15 protein-coding genes and 2 pseudogenes are annotated in these 18,868 nt (G+C 64.3%); 7 read left to right on the top strand and 10 right to left on the bottom strand.

Annotated features, from left to right (window positions below; all coding sequences use genetic code 11):
- Position 1: 1 nt before the first annotated feature.
- Positions 2-1,030: a 2-oxoadipate dioxygenase/decarboxylase family protein gene (locus ACV22Z_RS30785; RefSeq protein ID WP_448080044.1), complete on the bottom strand. Its 1,029-nt coding sequence runs from the start codon at positions 1,028-1,030 to the stop codon at positions 2-4.
- A 226-nt stretch (positions 1,031-1,256) separates the two neighbouring features.
- Between ACV22Z_RS30785 and ACV22Z_RS30780 the strand changes: the two genes are divergently transcribed.
- Positions 1,257-2,198 (top strand): LysR family transcriptional regulator, encoded by a 942-nt coding sequence (locus ACV22Z_RS30780; RefSeq protein WP_448080018.1) that lies wholly within the window; start codon positions 1,257-1,259, stop codon positions 2,196-2,198.
- Positions 2,199-2,775: 577 nt separating this feature from the next.
- Here the strand turns inward: ACV22Z_RS30780 and ACV22Z_RS30775 are convergent.
- Entirely contained in the window at positions 2,776-3,168 is a 393-nt protein-coding gene (locus ACV22Z_RS30775; protein ID WP_448080017.1) for a cytidine deaminase, read from the bottom strand.
- A gap of 392 nt (positions 3,169-3,560) precedes the next feature.
- On the opposite strand from ACV22Z_RS30775, the gene ACV22Z_RS30770 reads away from it, so the two are divergent.
- Complete coding sequence (locus ACV22Z_RS30770) at positions 3,561-5,189, top strand: NADP-dependent glyceraldehyde-3-phosphate dehydrogenase (protein ID WP_448080016.1); 1,629 nt, start codon at positions 3,561-3,563, stop codon at positions 5,187-5,189.
- 124 nt (positions 5,190-5,313) lie between these two features.
- On the opposite strand, the gene ACV22Z_RS30765 is transcribed toward ACV22Z_RS30770, so the two are convergent.
- Positions 5,314-6,204: an endo alpha-1,4 polygalactosaminidase gene (locus ACV22Z_RS30765; protein WP_448080015.1), complete on the bottom strand. Its 891-nt coding sequence runs from the start codon at positions 6,202-6,204 to the stop codon at positions 5,314-5,316.
- A 707-nt stretch (positions 6,205-6,911) separates the two neighbouring features.
- Between ACV22Z_RS30765 and ACV22Z_RS30760 the strand changes: the two genes are divergently transcribed.
- A complete protein-coding gene (locus ACV22Z_RS30760; RefSeq protein WP_448080014.1) occupies positions 6,912-8,222 on the top strand; it encodes a glycosyltransferase family 87 protein in 1,311 nt (436 codons plus the stop codon).
- Positions 8,223-8,321: 99 nt separating this feature from the next.
- On the opposite strand, the gene ACV22Z_RS30755 is transcribed toward ACV22Z_RS30760, so the two are convergent.
- Positions 8,322-9,155, bottom strand: coding sequence for an NAD-dependent epimerase/dehydratase family protein (locus tag ACV22Z_RS30755; RefSeq protein ID WP_448080013.1), 834 nt, complete (start codon positions 9,153-9,155; stop codon positions 8,322-8,324).
- Between the two features lie 125 nt (positions 9,156-9,280).
- Here ACV22Z_RS30755 and ACV22Z_RS30750 point away from each other — a divergent pair, with 125 nt between their 5' ends.
- Complete coding sequence (locus ACV22Z_RS30750) at positions 9,281-10,330, top strand: LacI family DNA-binding transcriptional regulator (RefSeq protein WP_448080012.1); 1,050 nt, start codon at positions 9,281-9,283, stop codon at positions 10,328-10,330.
- Positions 10,331-10,505: 175 nt separating this feature from the next.
- Here ACV22Z_RS30750 and ACV22Z_RS30745 read toward each other — a convergent pair whose 3' ends face one another.
- Positions 10,506-11,795: an MFS transporter gene (locus ACV22Z_RS30745; RefSeq protein ID WP_448080011.1), complete on the bottom strand. Its 1,290-nt coding sequence runs from the start codon at positions 11,793-11,795 to the stop codon at positions 10,506-10,508.
- Positions 11,796-12,197: 402 nt separating this feature from the next.
- Here ACV22Z_RS30745 and ACV22Z_RS30740 point away from each other — a divergent pair, with 402 nt between their 5' ends.
- Entirely contained in the window at positions 12,198-12,725 is a 528-nt protein-coding gene (locus ACV22Z_RS30740; protein ID WP_448080010.1) for a methylated-DNA--[protein]-cysteine S-methyltransferase, read from the top strand.
- 60 nt (positions 12,726-12,785) lie between these two features.
- Here ACV22Z_RS30740 and ACV22Z_RS30735 read toward each other — a convergent pair whose 3' ends face one another.
- Positions 12,786-13,277, bottom strand: a complete 492-nt coding sequence (locus tag ACV22Z_RS30735; protein ID WP_448080009.1) for an Lrp/AsnC family transcriptional regulator — start codon at positions 13,275-13,277, stop codon at positions 12,786-12,788.
- A 155-nt stretch (positions 13,278-13,432) separates the two neighbouring features.
- Here ACV22Z_RS30735 and glmS point away from each other — a divergent pair, with 155 nt between their 5' ends.
- Positions 13,433-15,262, top strand: a complete 1,830-nt coding sequence (gene glmS / locus ACV22Z_RS30730) for a glutamine--fructose-6-phosphate transaminase (isomerizing) (protein ID WP_448080008.1) — start codon at positions 13,433-13,435, stop codon at positions 15,260-15,262.
- A 255-nt stretch (positions 15,263-15,517) separates the two neighbouring features.
- On the opposite strand, the gene ACV22Z_RS30725 is transcribed toward glmS, so the two are convergent.
- On the bottom strand, positions 15,518-15,811 hold the full coding sequence (locus ACV22Z_RS30725; RefSeq protein ID WP_448080007.1) for a hypothetical protein: 294 nt from the start codon (positions 15,809-15,811) through the stop codon (positions 15,518-15,520).
- A 696-nt stretch (positions 15,812-16,507) separates the two neighbouring features.
- Here ACV22Z_RS30725 and ACV22Z_RS30720 point away from each other — a divergent pair.
- Positions 16,508-16,762: a hypothetical protein gene (locus ACV22Z_RS30720; protein ID WP_448080006.1), complete on the top strand. Its 255-nt coding sequence runs from the start codon at positions 16,508-16,510 to the stop codon at positions 16,760-16,762.
- A gap of 150 nt (positions 16,763-16,912) precedes the next feature.
- Here ACV22Z_RS30720 and ACV22Z_RS30715 read toward each other — a convergent pair.
- The 3 genes and pseudogenes from ACV22Z_RS30715 to ACV22Z_RS30705 all read right to left on the bottom strand — a co-directional run.
- Positions 16,913-17,200: pseudogene (locus ACV22Z_RS30715) on the bottom strand (H-NS histone family protein); the annotation flags it as partial.
- A 182-nt stretch (positions 17,201-17,382) separates the two neighbouring features.
- Positions 17,383-17,532 (bottom strand): annotated as a pseudogene (locus tag ACV22Z_RS30710) (PAAR domain-containing protein); the annotation flags it as partial.
- Positions 17,533-17,768: 236 nt separating this feature from the next.
- Positions 17,769-18,437, bottom strand: a complete 669-nt coding sequence (locus ACV22Z_RS30705) for a hypothetical protein (RefSeq protein ID WP_448080005.1) — start codon at positions 18,435-18,437, stop codon at positions 17,769-17,771.
- Positions 18,438-18,868 lie beyond the last annotated feature (431 nt).

The raw sequence follows: 18,868 nt of genomic DNA, 5'->3' as shown, positions 1-18,868 counted from the left end.
ATTACTTCGCGGCGTTCGCGGTCATCTTGAAGATGCCCTGCGCGTTGCCGGCATCGAAGCGCAGGTCGGTCACCCAGCGGCGCTGCGCCTGGTCGAACGTGCGCTTGCGCGTGATGAACTCGTAGAACGAGCCGGGCACGTTGCGCTTCGCGATGCCGCCGTCGCGCATGCGGAACTCGCGCTCGACGGTATCAGCGCGATACGCGGTCTGGAACACGCGGCCCGAGCGCGAGCGCTCGACTTCCGGCTTCATCGGCCGGCCCTTCGCCTTCTCGTCGTCGGACAGCTTGAACACGTCGGCGACGCGGTCGGTCGCGTGATTGAACGCGTTGCCTTCGGTCGCGATCCACGCCATTTCCGCCGATTCGAGCAGCAGCGTCTCGTAGTCGAGTTCGCCCGGCACGTCGTGCTGGCGCGCGAACGCACCGACGATCTCCGGCAGCAGCGCGTGCGCGGCGTCGAGCGACAGCCAGCCTTCCCGTTCGATCTCCCACAGCAGCGCGACGGCGGCCGGGCTCAGCGGATCGCGCGACGAGCTCACGACGTTCGTCACCGCCTGCTGGAATTCCTTCGAGAAGCGTTCCGGATGCAGCTCGCTGACGAAGAACTGCGCGATCTCGTCGGGCGCGTCCTCATGCGCGTACGCGCGGCCCGTCATGCCGAGCTTGTCGAGCGGATAGCGGCCGTTCAGGCGGAAGCCGAGCGGACGCAGGATGCGCGTGAACGCGGCCTCGCCCGGCGGCAGCGCGCCGGTGTGCGGCCAGCGCACCGTGCGCAGCGCGCCGTGATCGAAATACACCGAGCCGCCGTTGCCGATCGCGTCGGCCGTATACGCGCGGCCGTTCTCCGAGCGTTCGAGCAGCCCTTCGAACAGCGCCATGTTCATCGCCTGCGCGATTTCCGCGCGCGTCACGACACCGTCTTCCCACTCGTCGAGGATGGCCGGCATGTTCAGGGTGGCGAACAGGGCGTCGGTTTTCGCCTGTCCCAGCAGCTTCGTCAGCAAGCTCTCGATATTCGGATTGCGCATCATGGGTTCTCGTCGGGGGGACCGGCCGGCAACGATGCCGGCAACTCGTCGGCCAGCCGCCCGAGGGACGCCTGACCTTGCGTGGGATGCATTATTCAAAGGGTTGCAGGCGGGCGTAAAGCGAGATTAAATTGATACGTAATGAGTTTTTGGAACTATCGACGATGCCTGGCCCGGTGCACCGCCCCGTCCGGCGCCGGCCCGTTCGTCTGACGAATCGACCCTCATGCGTAAATTCAAGATCCCGAACATGGGCGCGCTCGTGGCCTTCGAAGCCGCGTCGCGCCACGAGAGCTTCACGCACGCGGCCAAGGAGCTGTTCCTGACCGAAAGCGCGGTGTCGCGGCAGATCGCGACGCTCGAAGCGAGCCTCGGCGTGCGGCTGTTCGCCCGCGTCAAGCAGCGCGTGGTGCTGACCCGCGCCGGCAAGCTGTACGGCACGCAGGTGCGGCGCGCGCTCGAGACGCTCGACCGCGACACGCTGTCGATCATCGCGCACGGCAGCGGCGGCGGCTATCTGGAGCTCGCGGTGCTGCCGACCTTCGCGTCGCACTGGCTGATCCCGCGCATCAAGAGCTTCTACGACCGCACGCCCGACGTGCGCGTCAACATGGGCAGCCGCACCGACCTGTTCTCGTTCGAGGGCACCCATTTCGAAGCGGCGATCCACTACGGCAAGCCGACCTGGCCCGGCACGTCGTCCGATTACCTGTTCGGCGAGGAAGTCGTGCCGATCTGCTCGCCGACGCTGCTCGACGGGCCGGTGAAGGCGCCGCAGGACCTGCTCGCGTACCCGCTGCTGCACTCGACGACGCGGCCGGGCGCATGGGCGCAGTGGTTCGAGGCGCTCGGCGTCGAGGACACCCGCACGATGCAGGGCGTGCGCTACGAGCTGCACACGATGCTGATCAGCGCGGCCGCAGCCGGGCTCGGCATCGCGCTCGTGCCGAAGTTCTTCGTCGAGGAGCAGTTGCAGCAGCTCGGCCTGATCGTGCCGTTCGACGCGGCGACGGTCGAGGATTCCGCGTACTACCTCGTGTATCCGACGGAATTCAGCCACAGCAAGCCGCTGGAGCTGTTTCGCGCGTGGCTGCTCGAGCAGGCGAGCGCGTATGCGTCGCCGGGGCATGATGAAGACTTCGACGAGGACGACGAAGACGTCGAATGACGCGCGGCGGCTCGATCGGCGTGCCGGGCTTGTGCTGGATCGCGAAGCGCGTGCATGTGTCGAATCGCGCGCCGGAAGCACGATGAACACGTCGAACGATGCAGGGAAGTGTGGAAACGGCCGCGCGCCCGGCGCGCGCCGGACCGGACAACTCCGGCCCGGCGCACCGGCAGCCAGGACCCGTGCCGGCGTCGTGGCATGTTTTATTTCTACTGCGCCTCGTAATCTCTCAGGCTCTGTTGGTTTTTTTGAACGCTTTCGCGTGCCGCCATTATCTGCGCAATTCGGCGCAAGTGAAACGTTTGCGCGCAGTTTCATCGAAACATATCCGGTGCAATTCCGCCAACGCCGGCGCAACCTTCGATCCGCTCTCGGGTGCTACCAGACGCCGGCCTCGCATCGGCGCTGCGCGTTCGTGTCGTTGCAATTTCACCATTGCAGTGCACAACGCATCGCATGCCGCGCCGGATGGGGATCAGCAACGCGTTCGTGTCGGCTGGCGGCGTCGACGGCGACGTCGCGCACCTGACGCGACAGGGCATGCGGCACCGGGTACCGCACCGGCGCTCGCTTTGGCTTATTCCAGATAGAACGCGTCCGGCAGCAGCGCATCCGCACGCGTCACGCGCACGTCGCCCTTCAGGTTCGCCAGCACCACGTCGAGCGACGGCGTGCCGAGTTCGATCATCACCTGCCGGCACGCGCCGCATGGCGCGATCGGGCCTTCGCTCTCCCCTACGACCGCGATCGCCGAAAAATCGCCGGGGCGATACCCGGCCGCAATGGCCGCGAACAACGCCGTGCGCTCCGCGCAATTGCAGAGGCCGTACGACGCGTTCTCGACATTGCAGCCGTGAAAGACCTTGCCGTCCTTCGTGCGCAGCGCCGCGCCGACCTTGAAGCGCGAATACGGCGCATAGGCCTTTTCGCGCGCGGCTTTCGCCGCATCGATCAATGCCAGTGTTTCCATGTTGTCATCCTGTTGTCACGAAGGCTGCCGGCGCGCGTTCGTCGCGCGGCACGCGCGTCGAGAAGCGCGGTGCCGTCTGCAAACGCGTCCAACCCGAACCGGTTCGCAAGACTCTGCCCGAGATCCGCGAACGATGCACGACACCGCGGCTCCCCGGCGCGACCCGCAGGCCGCACGCGAGCAGCGGCCCGTGTTTCGATTTTGTCATTCCAGTCTTGCTTTCATCACGGCGTTGCCTTTTAATGGAACTGGTTCCATTCGCCGTTTCGCTGATGCCGCGGCGTGACGCATCGTCGCGTGCGCGTCATCATGACGATTCAGGATCGAGGATCGCCCCGCCGAGGATTCCGCATCGCCCGTCCATTCAGGACACCCCGTCAAACGAGACCGTCATGCCCGATTCCGCCGCCCTGCAGCAGCTCTTTCCCGCCCTCGAAGACATTCCCGCCGACGTCCGGCTGAAGGCGCCGATCCACCAGCGCGTGTCGCTCGTGGACGGCGAGCTGAAACCGTGGGACGGCGCGACCAAGACGGTGCTGTCGCCCGTCTGCGTGCGGCAGCCCGACGGCAGCGTCGAGCAGCTCGAGATCGGCAGCTACCCGGTGATGGGCGAGCCGGAAAGCGACGCGGCGCTCGACGCCGCGGTGCGCGCGTACGATGCGGGCCGCGGCGAATGGCCGACGATGAAGGTCGAGCAGCGCATCGCGTACATGCTGGATTTCATCAAGCGGATGGTCGCGCAGCGCGAGCTGGTCGTGAACCTGATCATGTGGGAGATCGGCAAGAGCCTCGCGGATTCGCAGAAGGAGTTCGACCGCACCGTCACCTACATGCTGCAGACGATCGACGCGCTGAAGGAGCTCGACAACGCGAACTCGCGCTTCGTGATTGCCGAAGGCACGATCGGCCAGATCCGCCGCACGCCGCTCGGCGTCGTGCTGTGCATGGGGCCGTACAACTATCCGCTGAACGAAACGTTTGCGACGCTGATCCCCGCGCTGCTGATGGGCAACACCGTCGTGTTCAAGCCGCCTCAATACGGCACGCTGCTGTTCGAACCGCTGCTCGAAGCATTCCGCGACGCATTCCCGAAGGGCGTGATCAACACGATCTACGCGCCGGGCGCGGTGGTCGTGCCGCACATGCTCGCGTCGGGCAAGATCAACGTGCTCGCGCTGATCGGGTCGAGCAAGGTCGCCGATCACCTGAAGAAGCAGCACCCGAAGTCGCACCGGCTGCGCGCGATTCTCGGCCTCGACGCGAAGAACGCGGCGATCGTGCTGCCCGACGCCGATCTCGACCTGACCGTGAAGGAGTGCCTGCTCGGCGCGCTGTCGTTCAACGGCCAGCGCTGCACCGCGCTGAAGATGCTGCTCGTGCACCGGTCGATCGTCGATGCCTTCCTGAAGCGCTTCACGGAAGAACTCGCGAAGATGAAGATCGGCATGCCGTGGGAGAAAGGCGTCGGCATCACGCCGCTGCCCGGCATGCATCGCACCGCGTACATGACCGACGCGATCGACGACGCGAAGGCGCACGGCGCGCAGGTCGTCAACGAATCGGGCGGCGTGTTCAGCAAGACGCTGTTCTATCCGGCGGTCGTCTACCCGGTGACGGAAGGGATGAAGCTGTATCGCGAGGAACAGTTCGGGCCGATCATTCCGGTCGCGCCGTTCGATGACGTCGAGAGCGCGCTCGATTACGTGACGACGTCCGACCACGGGCAGCAGGTCAGCATTTTCGGCTCGGACCCGGCGCAGATCGGCGCGCTCGTCGATCCGCTCGTGAACCAGGTGTGCCGCGTGAACATCAACTGCCAGTGCCAGCGCGGGCCCGACGTGTTCCCGTTCGCCGGCCGCAAGGATTCGGCGGAGGGCACGCTGTCGGTCAGCGACGCGCTGCGCGCGTTCTCGATCCGCTCGATGGTGGCCGCGAAGCAGACCGACAGCAGCAAGCACCTGCTCGACGCGATCGTGTCCGATCACCATTCGAAGTTCGTGAACACCGGCTTCATTTTCTGAGGCGGTGGCCGGCGCGTGCGGCCGCGCCGGCACGCGCGGCGAACCGTGTCGTCAGTCATGCAATCCGCTGCACTCGCGTGCAGCGGATTTTTTTCGCCATCGCGGCGGCCCCGAACGCGAGTGGCTAGTGGTAGTACGCGCTGCAATCCTGCCGTACTGCGTCGAGCGAATCGTTCTTCTTGATCGCGCTGATCCTGCTCGCCTTGGCAGCGGGGCAGAACTGCGTCAGCGCGAGCTCGTATTCCGCCTCGAACACGGGCTTGTTCAGCGCGAGGAATTTGGAGAAGAAACCGCATTCGCCATACTGGAAGCACTGCTCGCTGACCACGAAATTGAATGCGTTGTAGATCTGCGAGTCCTGCGCCTGGTTGATGTCGTTCTTGAGTCCGACCAGCATGCCACGTCTTTGCGCCTCGCCGGCAACCCACAGGTTGAAATAGAGCTGATCCGCGTAAGTGAGCGGGAAGCCGCTCGATTCGTGCGCGGTGGTGTCGTAGCCGTCGACGTTGTCCGGTTCGATCGCGTCACACCCCATATTTTTTGCCCGATCGAAGCGGGCGTTGAGAATCGTCGCGAGCGCCATGCCCGTCTGCGATTTCGCCGGATTGACGTCGCGCACGTCGAGCCACCGCTCGTCCGGGAAGCCCGAATACGATGCGCCGAGAATGCTGGCCGGGAACTGGCCGGCGTCGTCGCGCCAGTTCTCCCACGAGCCGACATCCACGTAGCAGATCACCTTGTACCCTTTGCCATGCAAAGCCTGCGCGGCGCCGCTCTGCTCGTTGTCGAACATGTCGATGTCGTAGATCCGGATCGTCGTATCGGGATTGATCGTGATCGGCGTCGAGAGCTGCCAATCCCATTTCGGCGGTTGTACGGCCGGGTTCGGATCAAGAATGGGCGGCCAGCCGGCGCCCGCTGCCGGGTATGACGCCAGACCCAACGCCAACGCCAACGCCGCGCCGGACATCATGGCGACGGACTGGAACTTCGCAACTGCGGGTTTCATGTTCATGGGCTTCCCCTGTCTCAATGCGCTTGAGTCAATGCACGTGATTCAATGCGGATGGCACAGGAAGCCTTGTTCAGCCGATTCGGAACGGGCGCGCGCGCATCCACACCAGGATGGTTGGTGACGCCCCCGGAGATCGTCGATACGGTAATCATGCAGCGCGCGACGCAACCGAACAGGCACGATTCGGCCACGGGCAACGCAAGGAAGGAAAGGTCCGTCGCGCAGGTCAGGCGACGGGTCGCACGTCAAGCTCATGTGCTTGACGTGCGTGCGATGACGCCGTGATCGGCAACGTCAACGCTTGATTGGAATTTGATGCGTTTATCCTAGGTGGCGCATCGTTGAATGACAAGCCGATTTTCGATGCTGCCGGCTGGCTTTCGGTCGCCTTGTCCGACCGTCATCCGACCGTCATTCATGTGACGACGTCAGACCAAACGCAGCACCTCGGCATCTTCGGTTCGGACCGGGCACGGATCCGCGCGCGTTCTCGATCCGCTCGATGGTGGCCGCGAAGCAGACCGACAGCGGCAAGCGCCTGCTCGACGCGATCGTGTCCGATCACCATTCGAAGTTCGTGAACACCGGCTTCATTTTTTGAAACGGACGACAGGCGCGCGAACCACGCTTGACAACGCACAATCCGTTGCACTCGCATGCAGCGGATTTTTTCGCCTTCCCGCTCCCGGCTTACGCCTTCCCGACGCGTGCGGTCGTTTCTGTCTATCGTCTGCCGTCGGCCTGAATTAAGATGCCTGTCATCAGCCGCGCGCGACGACGCCGGCGCAGACCGGGACACGGGGGACTCCATGAAATCCGGCGAACACTGGCTGAATGCGGAGCGCGTCAAGGTTTATCCGCGCATCGCCCTGTTGATGCTCGCACTCTTCTGCGCTACGTGGTTTTCGGTGTCGAAGCATCTCGTCGACCCGAACGGCAAGCCACTCGGCTACGACTTCATCGCGTTCTGGGCAGCATCGCGCCTCGCGCTCGCCGGCCATGCGCTGGACGCATACGACATCCGGCTGCTGGTCGAGTCCGCGAAGGTCGCCGTACCGGGCACCAGCAGCGTTTTCGCGTGGTTCTACCCTCCCGCGTTCTACCTGGTCGTCCTGCCGCTGGCGCTGATGCCGTATCTGGTCTCCTACTGCGTGTTCATCGGCACGACGCTGGCAGCGTATGTGTTCGTGCTGCTGCGCGTGATCGGCCGGAATCGCACGGCGCTCTGGTGCGTCGCGGCCTTTCCCGGGCTATGGTCCAACCTGCTCCACGGCCAGAATGCACTCCTCACCGCCGCGCTGGCCGGCGCCGCGCTGCTGTCCGTCGAGCGCCGCCCGATTGTCGCGGGCGTGTTCGTCGGGCTGCTCGCGATCAAGCCTCACCTGGCCCTGTTGTTTCCTGTCGCGTTGCTCGCCAGGCGCGCATGGCCGACCATCGCCGCCGCCGCGGCAACCGCCGTCGCCGTCACCACAGCCGGCACCGTCGCGCTCGGAATCGGCACGTTGAAAGCGTTCTTCGCGAGCGTCCGGCAGGCCCGCATCTTCGTTGAAACGGGTGCGCTGCCGTGGGCCAAGATGCCGACCGTGTTTGCGCTCGCCCGCATGGCCGGCGTGCCGGTCACCGGTGCATACGTCGTGCACGCCGTCGTCGCGCTCGGCGCAACGGGCGTCGTCTGGCGCGTGTGGCAGCGCTCCGCCGATCCGGGGCTGCGCGGTGCATCGCTGATGACGGCCACGTTCCTGATCAGCCCGTACGTCTACGACTACGACCTCGCGTGGCTTGCGTTTCCGATCGCGTGGCTGGCATTGGCCGGATTGCGCGATGGCTGGCAGCGCGGCGAACGCGAGACGCTCCTGGCCGCGTGGGCGCTGCCGATGGTGATGGCGCCGATCGGCAACCTGCTGCCGATCCAGATCGGACCTCCGGTGCTGATCGCGTTGCTGTGGTTCATCGTGCGCCGCGCGGAGGCCGGCACGCCGGCCGACATTGAAGTGCGTCGCGCAACGTCTGCGTCGTAGCGATTGCCCGGCACCCCGGGAACATCACCGTCAACGACACGACTTCGCCACCCGCGAACGTTTCCCCGCACCCCGAATCTTCCACCGCGCGCCACCCGCCTACTCGCGGCGCTCCATCGGCTCCCCGACGACGAATCCCCCACCCTGGAAACGTTGTGCCGGATCGTCGTAGTCGGCGGTCGGTGCGGAAGCCGGGAACTGCTCGGCGAACTGCTCGGAGCTGTCCTTCGGGCGGAAGCCGAGGAAGCCGGCCTTCGTGTTGTCCCACCACTTCACCGGGTTGTCCGACACGCCATACGCGATCGCGTGCCCGACCCGGTTCGTGAACAGCGAGCAGCGCACCAGCTCGATGAAGTCGCGATAGCTGAGATAGGTGACGAGCATGCGCGGATTCTTCGGCGCGTCGAACGACGAGCCGATCCGCAGACACACCGTCTCGATCCCGAAGCGGTCGTAGTAGTAGCGCGACAGCGCCTCGCCGAAACACTTCGTCACGCCGTACAGGCTGTCCGGACGCTGCGGCGAATCGGCATCGAGCACTTCCGTCACCGGATGAAAGCCGATCGCGTGATTCGAACTCGCGAACACGACCCGCTTGACGCCGTGCTTGCGCGCCGCCTCGTACAGGTTGTACGTGCCGCGAATGTTCGCTTCGAGCAGGTCGTCGAACGGCGCGTCGACCGAGATGCCGCCGAGATGCACGATCGCGTCGACGCCTTCGACCAGTTCCATCACCGCCTGCCGGTCCGCGAGATCGACGACGCGGGTTTCCTCGTGCGCGGCCGCAACGCCCACCGCCTCGATATCGCTGACGCGCACGACATCGGCCCAGTTCGCGAGCGCGCCGCGCACCTGGCGGCCGAGATTGCCGGCCGCGCCCGTCAGCAGCAGGCGCCCGAAAGGCTTGCGCGCTCCAGTAGTTGACGCGTTCATTGAGTCTCCTTGATGCTTACCTGAATTGGAAAACGTTTTCCAACTATAGCGTCGACGCCGATGCGGCGTCAATCAGACGCGGCGCTGACCGTCCCCGGTGTTTCCCTAACCCGGCGCCGCGCCGCATGCCAACCTTTTTCTGCCACAATCCGGAGCTACCGGAAGAAAACGTTAACCTCCGAATGAAAAAAGTTTCCACGACGATCCGCGACGTCGCCGCCGAAGCCGGCGTGTCGGTCGCGACGGTGTCGAAATATGTGAACGGCGCGCAGCGCTTTTCGCCGTCGGTCGAGGCGCGGCTCAAGGCCGCGATCGACAAGCTCGGCTACCGGTCGAACCCGCTCGCGCGTTCGATGATCACGGGGCGCACGCGCACCATCGGCCTCGTGATCCTCGACATCAGCAACCCGCACTTCACGAACATCGTGAAAGGCGCGAACCGCATCGCGCTGCAGCACGACTACACGCTGCTGCTCGTCGACACCGGCGAGAACCAGGCGCGCGAGCGCACGCTGATCGAGGCGCTCGCACCGCGCGTCGACGGGCTGATCGTCAGCTCCCGCCTGCCCGACGACGAGGTGCGGTGGATGCTGGACCTCAACAAGCCGCTCGTGCTGCTGCGGCACAGTCCGGACCTGCCGATTCCCGGCGTCGGCATCGACAGCCGGATGGCCACCTACATGCTCGCGCGCCACCTGCTCAATCTCGGCCACCGGCGCATCGCGTATCTCGGCTTCGGGCAGGCGCGCATCAACGACGAACGCATCCAGGGCGCGCGCGACTGCCTCGCCGAAGCGGGGCTCACGCTCGACGTGCACGATGCGCACGCGCCGACCGCGGAAGCCGGCGAGCGCGCATGTTCGCGCGTGATGCTCGGGCCGCAGCGCCCGCAGGCGGTGATCTGCTACAACGACCTGATCGCGCTCGGCTTCATGAAGGAGGCCGCGTCGCTCGGCTTCAGGCTGCCGCAGGACGTATCGGTCGCGGGCATCGACAACGTGCCGTACGGCGAATACGCGGCGCCGGCGCTGACCACCGTCGACATCCAGAGCGAGAAGATGGGCGAGCTCGCGATGCAGAAGCTGATCGATTCGCTCGCGGGCCACACCGATGCCAGCTATTCGACGTTCGAACCGCGGCTGATCGTCCGCGCATCGACGGCCGCCTGCGCGTGAGCGCGGCGGGCGGCACCCTCGCCGCCCGCTCGGATGCGCGCCGCCGCAGGCGGCGCGGCCGCAGTGGCCGCAGTGGCCGCAGTGACTGCAGTGACCCCAGTGACCCCAGTGACCGCAGTGACCCCAGTGGCCGTAGTGGCCGGTACGGCTGGCGCGGCCACTGCGGCTGATGCAATCACGCATCGAGCTTCGCCGGCTTCATGCGCGGCGTGAGCACGTGCATGACCGCGAGCGCGAGCAGGTACGCGAGCGCACCGATCGCGAACAGCACCCAGTAGTGGCCCGTGCGCTGCAGCACCTGCCCGATCACTTCGGAGAACAGCACGCCGCCGATCGAGCCGGCCATCCCGCCGATGCCGACCACCGCCCCCACCGCGCGGCGCGGAAACAGGTCCGACGCGGTCGTGAACAGGTTCGCCGACCAGCCCTGGTGCGCGGCGGCCGCGAGACCGACGATCAGCACCGCGACCCACAGGTTCTGGACCTGCGACACGAACGCGATCGGCAGCACGCAGCATGCGCAGATCAGCATCGCGGTCTTGCGCGCGGCATTCAGGCTCCAGCCGGCACGCAGCATCGTCGACGAGAGCCAGCCGCCGCCGATGCTGCCGACTGTCGTCAGCGCATAGATGGCGACGAGCGGCGTGCCGATGTGCTGCATGTCCATCCCGCGCGATTCGTTCAGCCACTTCGGCAGCCAGAACAGGTAGAACCACCAGACCGGGTCCGTCAGGAACTTGCCGATCAGGAACGCCCACGTTTCGCGCTTGCGGATCAGCATGCCCCAGCCCGGCGAACCCGCGTTCGCGTTGGCGGCGTCGAGCGCTTCGACTTCGTCGCGCGGTTCGTCGAATTCCTGCGCGAGCGCCTGCGGATCTGCGGGCTTGTAGAACACGAGCCACACGGCGAGCCAGACGAAGCCGACCGCGCCGATGATCACGAATGCCGCGCGCCAGCCGTACGCGACCGCAATGGCCGGAATGATCGCCGGCGCGAACACCGCGCCGATGTTCGAGCCCGAATTGAAGATGCCGGTCGCGAGCGCGCGCTCGCGGCGCGGGAACCACTCGGCCGTCGTCTTGATCGCGGCCGGGAAATTGCCGCCCTCGCCGATGCCGAGCAGCGCGCGCACGACCGCGAAGCCCATCACCGACCCGACCACCGCATGCAGCATCGCGGCGATGCTCCAGAACAGCATCGCGAGCGCATACGACACGCGCGAGCCGAGCCAGTCCACCACGCGGCCGAAGCACAGCAGGCCGATCGCATAGAACGCGGAAAACGCCATCACGATGCGGCCGTACTGGATCTGGTTCCAGCCGATGTCGTGCTGGAGCATCGGCGCGAGCAGGCCGAGAATCTGCCGGTCCATGTAGTTGATGACGGTCGCAAAGAACAGCAGCCCACAAACGGCCCAGCGGTAGCGGCTCGCGACGCGCACGACGCCGACGACGGCAGATTGCATGAATGTCTCCGTTGCGCGGCGTCGCTCGTCGCACCGCACGCTGTGTGTCGCCGGCGACGAGCACCGGGGCGGGAGGCGCCGCCGCGCGTTGCCTGCCGCGCCGCATCCCGCCATTTGGTTTGGAAAACGTTTTTCAAAGAATAGGGAGTTTTCGGACGTCTGACCAGTGCGGGATTTCGATGAGTCGTCTCTGAAAGGACAGGAAAAAGAGATGACCTATTCGAATAGCGGGGTTAATCGTTTTTTACCGCCTGCGCGGGGACGAAGCTGTCGGCACCGGCGAATCTGCGCAAGCGGCGCACCGCCGCCAGCGGCCGATGCGGGGACTCATGTCCGAATCCGGCCGGAATCCGCCGCCGCGATGGTTTACATTCGCGGCATGAACCTCGGAGATCCCCTGCAATGACACCCGGCCACCTGATTGCGAGCCCGCTGGGCGACATCGTGATGCGCATCGAAGACGAATGCGTGACCGGCCTGTTCTTCGTCGGGCAGAAGTATTTCCCGTCGATCAGCATCGCGACCGGCGATCGGCCGGCGTCACCGGTTGCGCGCAAGACGCAGGAGCAGATCGCCGAATATTTCGCCGGCGCGCGCACGACGTTCTCGGTGCCGCGGCATCTGCGCGGCACCGGATTCCAGCGGCGCGTGTGGAAGGAACTGCTGTCGATTCCGTTCGGCACGCTCGTGTCGTACGGCGAGCTGACGCAGCGCATCGGCCTGCCCGTGAGCGCCGCGCGCGCGGTCGGCGGAGCGGTCGGCCGGAATCCGGTGTCGATCATGGTGCCGTGTCATCGCATCGTCGGCGCGACGGGAAGCCTCACGGGCTATGCGGGCGGGATCGACAGGAAGCGTGCGCTGCTCGCGCTCGAAGGGGCGGGACGTGCCTGCGGCCGCCACGATTCCGCGCAGCACACGCTGGCGCTGTGACGCGCGGGCATTCGCGCGCGCATTCCCGCTGTACCGCGTGACCGTCGCCGAAGATAGATGTCACGCCCGCTTGCGCAGCGCATGCGCAACCGGCGCGTTCGCCTCGAACTTCGCGCGGTGCGTCGAGAAGAACGTCCGCACGTTGCGCACGTTCGATGCGCCGGTGAAGAGCCGTCGCGCGAACGCGTCGTATTCGGCAACGTCCGCGAGATCGGCCAGCACGACGAAGTCCGGCCCCGGCGACACGCGATAGCACTGCGTGACCGCCGGTTCGGCGCACACATACGCTTCGAACGCGTCGTAGTCTTCGGCGGTCTGGCGGTCGAGGCTGATCTCGATGATCGCCGTGACGGCCGAGCCGATCATCTGCTGATCGAGGATCGCGACCTGCCGGCGGATCACGCCCGCCTCCCGAAGCCGGCGCACGCGGCGCATGCAGGTCGGCGGCGACGACAGCGCGCGCTCCGCGAGTTCCAGGTTCGACACCGACGCGTCCGCTTGCAGGATCGCGAGGATGCGCAGGTCGAGATCGTCGAGGGTCACGCTCGCCAAGGGCGCCTCCGTCAGCCGCATGTGAAATTTAATTTCAGCATGATACGCCGACACGAATCCATTTCAATATTCGTGTATTTTTGAAATTTAATTCCATCGCACCGCCCCTACCATCGCTGTCATTGATCGAAACAGCACCTTCTACGGAGCGCGATATGTGTGGAATTGTCGGGGCGGTTGCCCAGCGGGACATCCTGCCGAACCTCGTCGACGGCCTGAAGCGGCTCGAATACCGCGGCTACGACTCGTGCGGCGTCGTCGTGTACCGCGACCGGGCGCTTGCGCGGGCGCGCAGCGTCGACCGCGTCGCGAACCTGCAGCGCGAGATCGCCGAGCGCGCGCTGTCGGGCTACACGGGCATCGCCCACACGCGCTGGGCGACGCACGGCGCACCGGTCACGCTCAATGCGCATCCGCACTTCTCGCCCGGCGACGACAACGCGCGCATCGCGCTGTCGCACAACGGCATCATCGAGAATTGCGACGCGCTGCGCGCGGAGCTCGAGGCACACGGCTACGTGTTCGCGAGCCAGACCGACAGCGAGGCGATCGCGCACCTGATCGATCACCTGTACGACGGCGACCTGTTCGACGCGGTCCGGCACGCGGTCGCGCGACTGCGCGGCAGCTACGCGATTGCGGTGATGTGCCGCGACGAGCCGCACCGCATCGTCGGCGCGCGCGACGGCATGCCGCTCGTCGTCGGCATCGGCGACGGCGAGAACTTCCTCGCATCCGACGCGATCGCGCTGTCGGGCATCACCGACCGGATCGCATATCTGGAGAACGGCGACGTCGCCGACATCCAGCTGCATCGCTTCTGGATCGTCGACGCCGACGGCCGGCGCATCGAGCGCCCCGTGCAGCGTGTCGCCGCGCACAGCGGCGCGGCCGATCTCGGGTCGTACCGCTACTACATGCAGAAGGAGATCTTCGAGCAGCCGCAGGCGGTAGCCGATACGCTGCTCGACGTCACGTCGATCATGCCGGAGCTGTTCGGCGACGCCGCGTGGCGCGTGTTCAACGACGTCGACTCGGTGCTGCTGCTCGCTTGCGGCGGCAGCTATCACGCGGCGCTGACCGCGAAGTACTGGATCGAAAGCCTCGCGCGGCTCCCGGTGAGCGTCGAGATCGCCAGCGAGTTCCGCTATCGCGACAGCGTGCCGAATCCGAACACGCTCGTCGTCGCGGTGTCGCAAAGCGGCGAGACGGCCGACGTGCTCGGCGCCGTGCATGTCGCCAAACAGCTCGGCATGCGTCACACGCTCGCGGTCTGCAACGTCGCGACGAGCGCGCTGATGCGCGAATGCGCGCTGCAGTTCGTCACGCGCGCGGGCATCGAGATCGGCGTCGCGTCGACGAAGGCGTTCACCACGCAACTGGTCGCGCTGTTCCTGCTGACGCTCGCGCTCGCGCAAGTGCGCGGCCGGCTCGGCGACGACGACGAGAAGCATCACCTTCGCGCGCTGCGTCACCTGCCGGATGCGATGTCGAAGGTGCTCGCGCTCGAGCCGCAGATCATCGCGTGGTCGGAGCAGCTCGCGCGCCGCGAGAACATGCTGTTCCTCGGGCGCGGGATGCATTACCCGATCGCGCTCGAAGGCGCGCTGAAGATGAAGGAGATTTCGTACATCCACGCCGAGGCGTATCCGGCCGGCGAGCTGAAGCATGGGCCGCTCGCGCTCGTGAGCAACGAGATGCCCGTCATTGCGGTGGCGCCGAACGATGCGCTGCTCGAGAAGCTGCGGTCGAACATGCACGAGGTCAGTGCGCGAAATGGCAGGCTGTTCGTGTTTGCGGATGTCGATTGCGGGCTGTCGCCGGGTGCGGGGATCGATGTGATTCGGCTCAATGAGTACTACGGACCGTTGTCGCCGATTCTGCATACGATCCCGATGCAGTTGCTGGCGTATCACGCGGCGATTGCGCGGGGGACGGATATTGACAAGCCGAGGAATCTGGCGAAATCGGTGACGGTGGAGTAGTGAATTTCCGAAATCGTCAAAGCGATGGCAAAGTGAATTAGAAGTGTTTACGCTAAACGCTTCTAGGCGCTTTCGTGTGACCTTCCACCACTAACGTCTTGTTTTAACAGCGTAATCGCTTCTAATTCCAGGGGGAGATTTCGGCCCATTTTCCAGCAGATTTGCGGAAAACTACCATCTGAATAACACCCGCGAACGGCAGCTTCGGCTGAAATATGCGTCCCAACCGTACGAGTTCGCTCCCGGTTTGCCGTCTCATCTTTCGGCGAGGAGCCACTCGACCGCCCCGGCCGGGTAGTCGTCCGGCCACTCCCTTGCCAGCAATTCCACCGCCTCCCGCATCGCCGCAGCGATTGCTTTCTTCTGTCCGTCGCTTTCGGCGTAGTCGTCCGGCCGCGACCGTCCCGCCGCTCGGCGGGTCACCGCCATAGCTGTTTGTTCCAGTAACCACTGCACACAAACCAAGCGGTCCCGCGCCCGCTGCAGTCGTACGACGCTGGCATCGGCAATTCCAAGGTCGCGCAAAACGATGCCGATATCGGTCTCCACTCTCGGCAATTATGGCGCACCGCACGCCGCAGCACGGCACGTGCTCATACACGTTGCCGCGAACATTCCCACAGCGAGACTATGGCAACTCATCCTACGTAGAATCAGAGCTGCATAAGCTCAACGGGCTGGGCTCGGCCTCGCGCGCAGAATTTTCCGAACGTGCTTTGCCCCAAACATCGCGACGTAGTCTGAATGTCGGCGGCCCCATTTGACAGTTCTATGACAATAACAATTGCCGCGTTTCTCAGGGCAATGCAGGCTTGCTGTAGTTACGCGAGGGCGCGCGCCGCATTGAGCACGACATACGCCCCGTGCATCGGGACGCACATGCGCTGCTCGATGGGCGAGTTGGCGCGCACCGCAGACGGCGCCTTCGTATTTCCGCATGACGCATATGGCCGCGTGGCGCTGAACAGTTTCAGGCTCTCCGCCTAACGAAAACAAATGTGTGATGCGGCGCACTAACCATCGTCGCCCAGAGCTGGCGAACATGCACTTTCCGACCACACTTTTTCTTGTGGCTATTTTGCTGAAGCACACGCGTTTGCTGTGTTATAGCTCTACAGTTAAAGTGGTTTCTGAACTTCTAGATGCGGCGCAGGAAACTGCGTCGGGGGGGCCGCTTCGTGTGCAGCGCTTTCCCTGTATCTGGCGAATGGGCTGCGAACAAGAACCGGTGCAAGGGAGCAGCAAATGAAAAACACGAAGGTGCAATCCCTGCGGTACCAAGTGGAAAAATGGCTCACTCCGACGATGCAGGTCCATGTGACCGCCTTTGGCCGGACCCATCCGGGCAGAGAGCGCTACGTGTGCGTTGAAACCACGCAAGCGGCCGGTTTGCGCGCACTCTTCTTCTTTCGGCACGACGAGGGTTGCTGGCACGTGTTTCCACCCTTGGCCGACACGCCGCTGAGACGCGTGTCTTGCAACGGCACTCGCGGCAGTTAGGCCAGGTGCCCCGCTGCCGGGCGGTCAGGCCGTCGCTTGCCGTGCGGATTGACGTTTGGCGCGGCCACCGGTCGCCGTCTTTTTCCGGGTAGCCGTGCTGCCAGCGGCCTTCCTGCTTGTATGCTTTAGCGTTCCCTCGGCTGGACCGGCAATCTGGAACTTGCTACGGTCCTTCGCGTCCTTAATCCAGGCCGGAGCGCGGCCATGGCCCGTCCACTCGGCGCCGGTCTTCGGGTCGCGATACCTGGGCATGCCCTTCGAGGCTCTCTTTGCCCGGGCATGGCGCCGGCGCCCGAAGACGTCCTCTGCCGTGAGGCCGTATTCCGCGACTTTCGCCCGAACATCGTCAATGACGGACTGAACTTCGACCGCCTTTGCTTCCTCTCCTTGACGGGTTAGGTCTGCCAGTTGTGCCTTCAGCTCGCGATACGTAGCCATTTGGCGGCTCCCGATTTTCGTCAAGGTCTATTTGCATCACAGTGCGGTAATTTATGACCGCAAGGGGCGTCATGCACATGACGGCGACGCCAACCGTGAGGAGTCCAGTTCGTTCAGTGGCAAACATATCCCGAGTCGAATGACTGGCTGATGCTCATGCCAGCACACCGACTTTCAATCGGTCAGGCCACAATCGACCCGAGGTCCGGCGACTCCACCAGCTTTGGCAGCGGCTCGCATTTGCACTGGCACAAATCGTTCTCTAACGCGACCTGCTTGCCCATCACGGTCATCGTTCGAGGAGAGCCATCGCTGATGATGACGCCCTCCGTGGCGTATTGGCTCGAGGATGATGGCATCGACCAGGCGGCCCGCGACCTGGAGGAAGCCTGGTGGAACCAGGCATGGCAACACATGTTCACGTCACCTCCCCGGTTGCGAGCAACGACGCGTGGATGCGTGAGCGTCATCGCGCCGCGATAACCCCGACGGCTGCCTTGTCCTTCGCGACGTGCTTAGGGAGCACATCGCGAAGAACCCTGCTGCTAGCCTAATGCACCGACTTTGGCTAGTGCGTAATGTCTACTTGGTGGAATCTGCTCGAATATGTGAAGCCGTAGGGGTTCGGTAGGGACAGGGCCCCAAAGCTTTGGGTTGACACGTATAGCGATGCGTTGGCAGGGCTTTGGCTGTAATCGTCATGCTCGTGTACCGTAACCGACGAAGTCGACGAAGTCGGATACGTTATCTGGCTGTCTCCTTTGAAATCGTAGGGAATGCCAATCGCCCTTAATGTCATTTGAAAGGTCACATTATCATTCCCGCCAGTATAGTAATTATACAGCTGAATTTGGCCAGACGCGGTAACCGATTTCGGCAGCTGGTTGCCATTTCCGGCATCGGAAGAGAATTGAATCGCAGCACCTTGCCCATAGCCGAATTCGTATACGAATGTGTTAGTGCACGAGTTATAACCATAAATGAATCCGGTGGCAAAAGGGGTAGCCTGCGCTTGGAGATTATTCGTGCCAGTCGCTCCTGCGTGAACCTCCACGTACGCTGAGGTGCAACTGTCCGAAAAGTAGCCGTATGCGCTCCCCTCGGCGCCGCTAAACCAGATATGGTCGGTGGTGGCCGCGTGGGCTAACACCGACACGGCAGCGAACAGGACGACTGCGGCGGTACGGACTGTCGTCCTGAGGGGACGTTGGGGACCAAAAAAACGATGTTTGCTCATTTCATATCTCCAGTGGCGAGCAACAACGCACGGGCGTCGTTACCCCGTGAGCCCCCGGCTACCAAGATGGTGAAAGCAGTGCCAGCCCGGCCAAGATTAAGCGGGGCCTTTCTTTGTCTTAAACAACGTAGATGGGCGACATCGGTGTCGCCGGGGACCGCCAGAGAGAGAGCGAGAGAGGAGCGGCCAAATGTTTTCGTTCTATGGTCGGTTTATTTGGCTTCCCGGCATGATGAGGTGCCAATGCCGGAGTGATGGGCGACGCAAGAACCGTACTAACTTAACCAATGTGCGGCAGATTTTACTTCTAAGCATGCCTAAATTATTTTAGTCACGTGTTGGTGGAAACCCTGCTGCTTCGTAGCGTAGTCCATCTGGAGTCAACCGCAACATCTTTTTCGCCCCCCGGGGCGGGCAATCGTCACAGGCTG

The sequence above is a fragment of the Burkholderia sp. PU8-34 genome, from assembly GCF_053427725.1.
The sequence above is the reverse complement of the archived record's forward strand: the minus strand, read 5'-3'. Positions and strand labels throughout refer to the sequence as shown.

What these genes read in the sequence shown, in the direction of transcription:
- ACV22Z_RS30785 (WP_448080044.1), bottom strand. Translation starts at nt 1,030, where the DNA reads ATGCGCAATCCGAATATCGAGAGCTTGCTGACGAAGCTGCTGGGACAG.
- ACV22Z_RS30780 (WP_448080018.1), top strand. Translation starts at nt 1,257, where the DNA reads ATGCGTAAATTCAAGATCCCGAACATGGGCGCGCTCGTGGCCTTCGAA.
- ACV22Z_RS30775 (WP_448080017.1), bottom strand. Translation starts at nt 3,168, where the DNA reads ATGGAAACACTGGCATTGATCGATGCGGCGAAAGCCGCGCGCGAAAAG.
- ACV22Z_RS30770 (WP_448080016.1), top strand. Translation starts at nt 3,561, where the DNA reads ATGCCCGATTCCGCCGCCCTGCAGCAGCTCTTTCCCGCCCTCGAAGAC.
- ACV22Z_RS30765 (WP_448080015.1), bottom strand. Translation starts at nt 6,204, where the DNA reads ATGAACATGAAACCCGCAGTTGCGAAGTTCCAGTCCGTCGCCATGATG.
- ACV22Z_RS30755 (WP_448080013.1), bottom strand. Translation starts at nt 9,155, where the DNA reads ATGAACGCGTCAACTACTGGAGCGCGCAAGCCTTTCGGGCGCCTGCTG.
- ACV22Z_RS30750 (WP_448080012.1), top strand. Translation starts at nt 9,281, where the DNA reads ATGCCAACCTTTTTCTGCCACAATCCGGAGCTACCGGAAGAAAACGTT.
- ACV22Z_RS30745 (WP_448080011.1), bottom strand. Translation starts at nt 11,795, where the DNA reads ATGCAATCTGCCGTCGTCGGCGTCGTGCGCGTCGCGAGCCGCTACCGC.
- ACV22Z_RS30740 (WP_448080010.1), top strand. Translation starts at nt 12,198, where the DNA reads ATGACACCCGGCCACCTGATTGCGAGCCCGCTGGGCGACATCGTGATG.
- glmS (WP_448080008.1), top strand. Translation starts at nt 13,433, where the DNA reads ATGTGTGGAATTGTCGGGGCGGTTGCCCAGCGGGACATCCTGCCGAAC.
- ACV22Z_RS30720 (WP_448080006.1), top strand. Translation starts at nt 16,508, where the DNA reads ATGAAAAACACGAAGGTGCAATCCCTGCGGTACCAAGTGGAAAAATGG.
- ACV22Z_RS30705 (WP_448080005.1), bottom strand. Translation starts at nt 18,437, where the DNA reads ATGAGCAAACATCGTTTTTTTGGTCCCCAACGTCCCCTCAGGACGACA.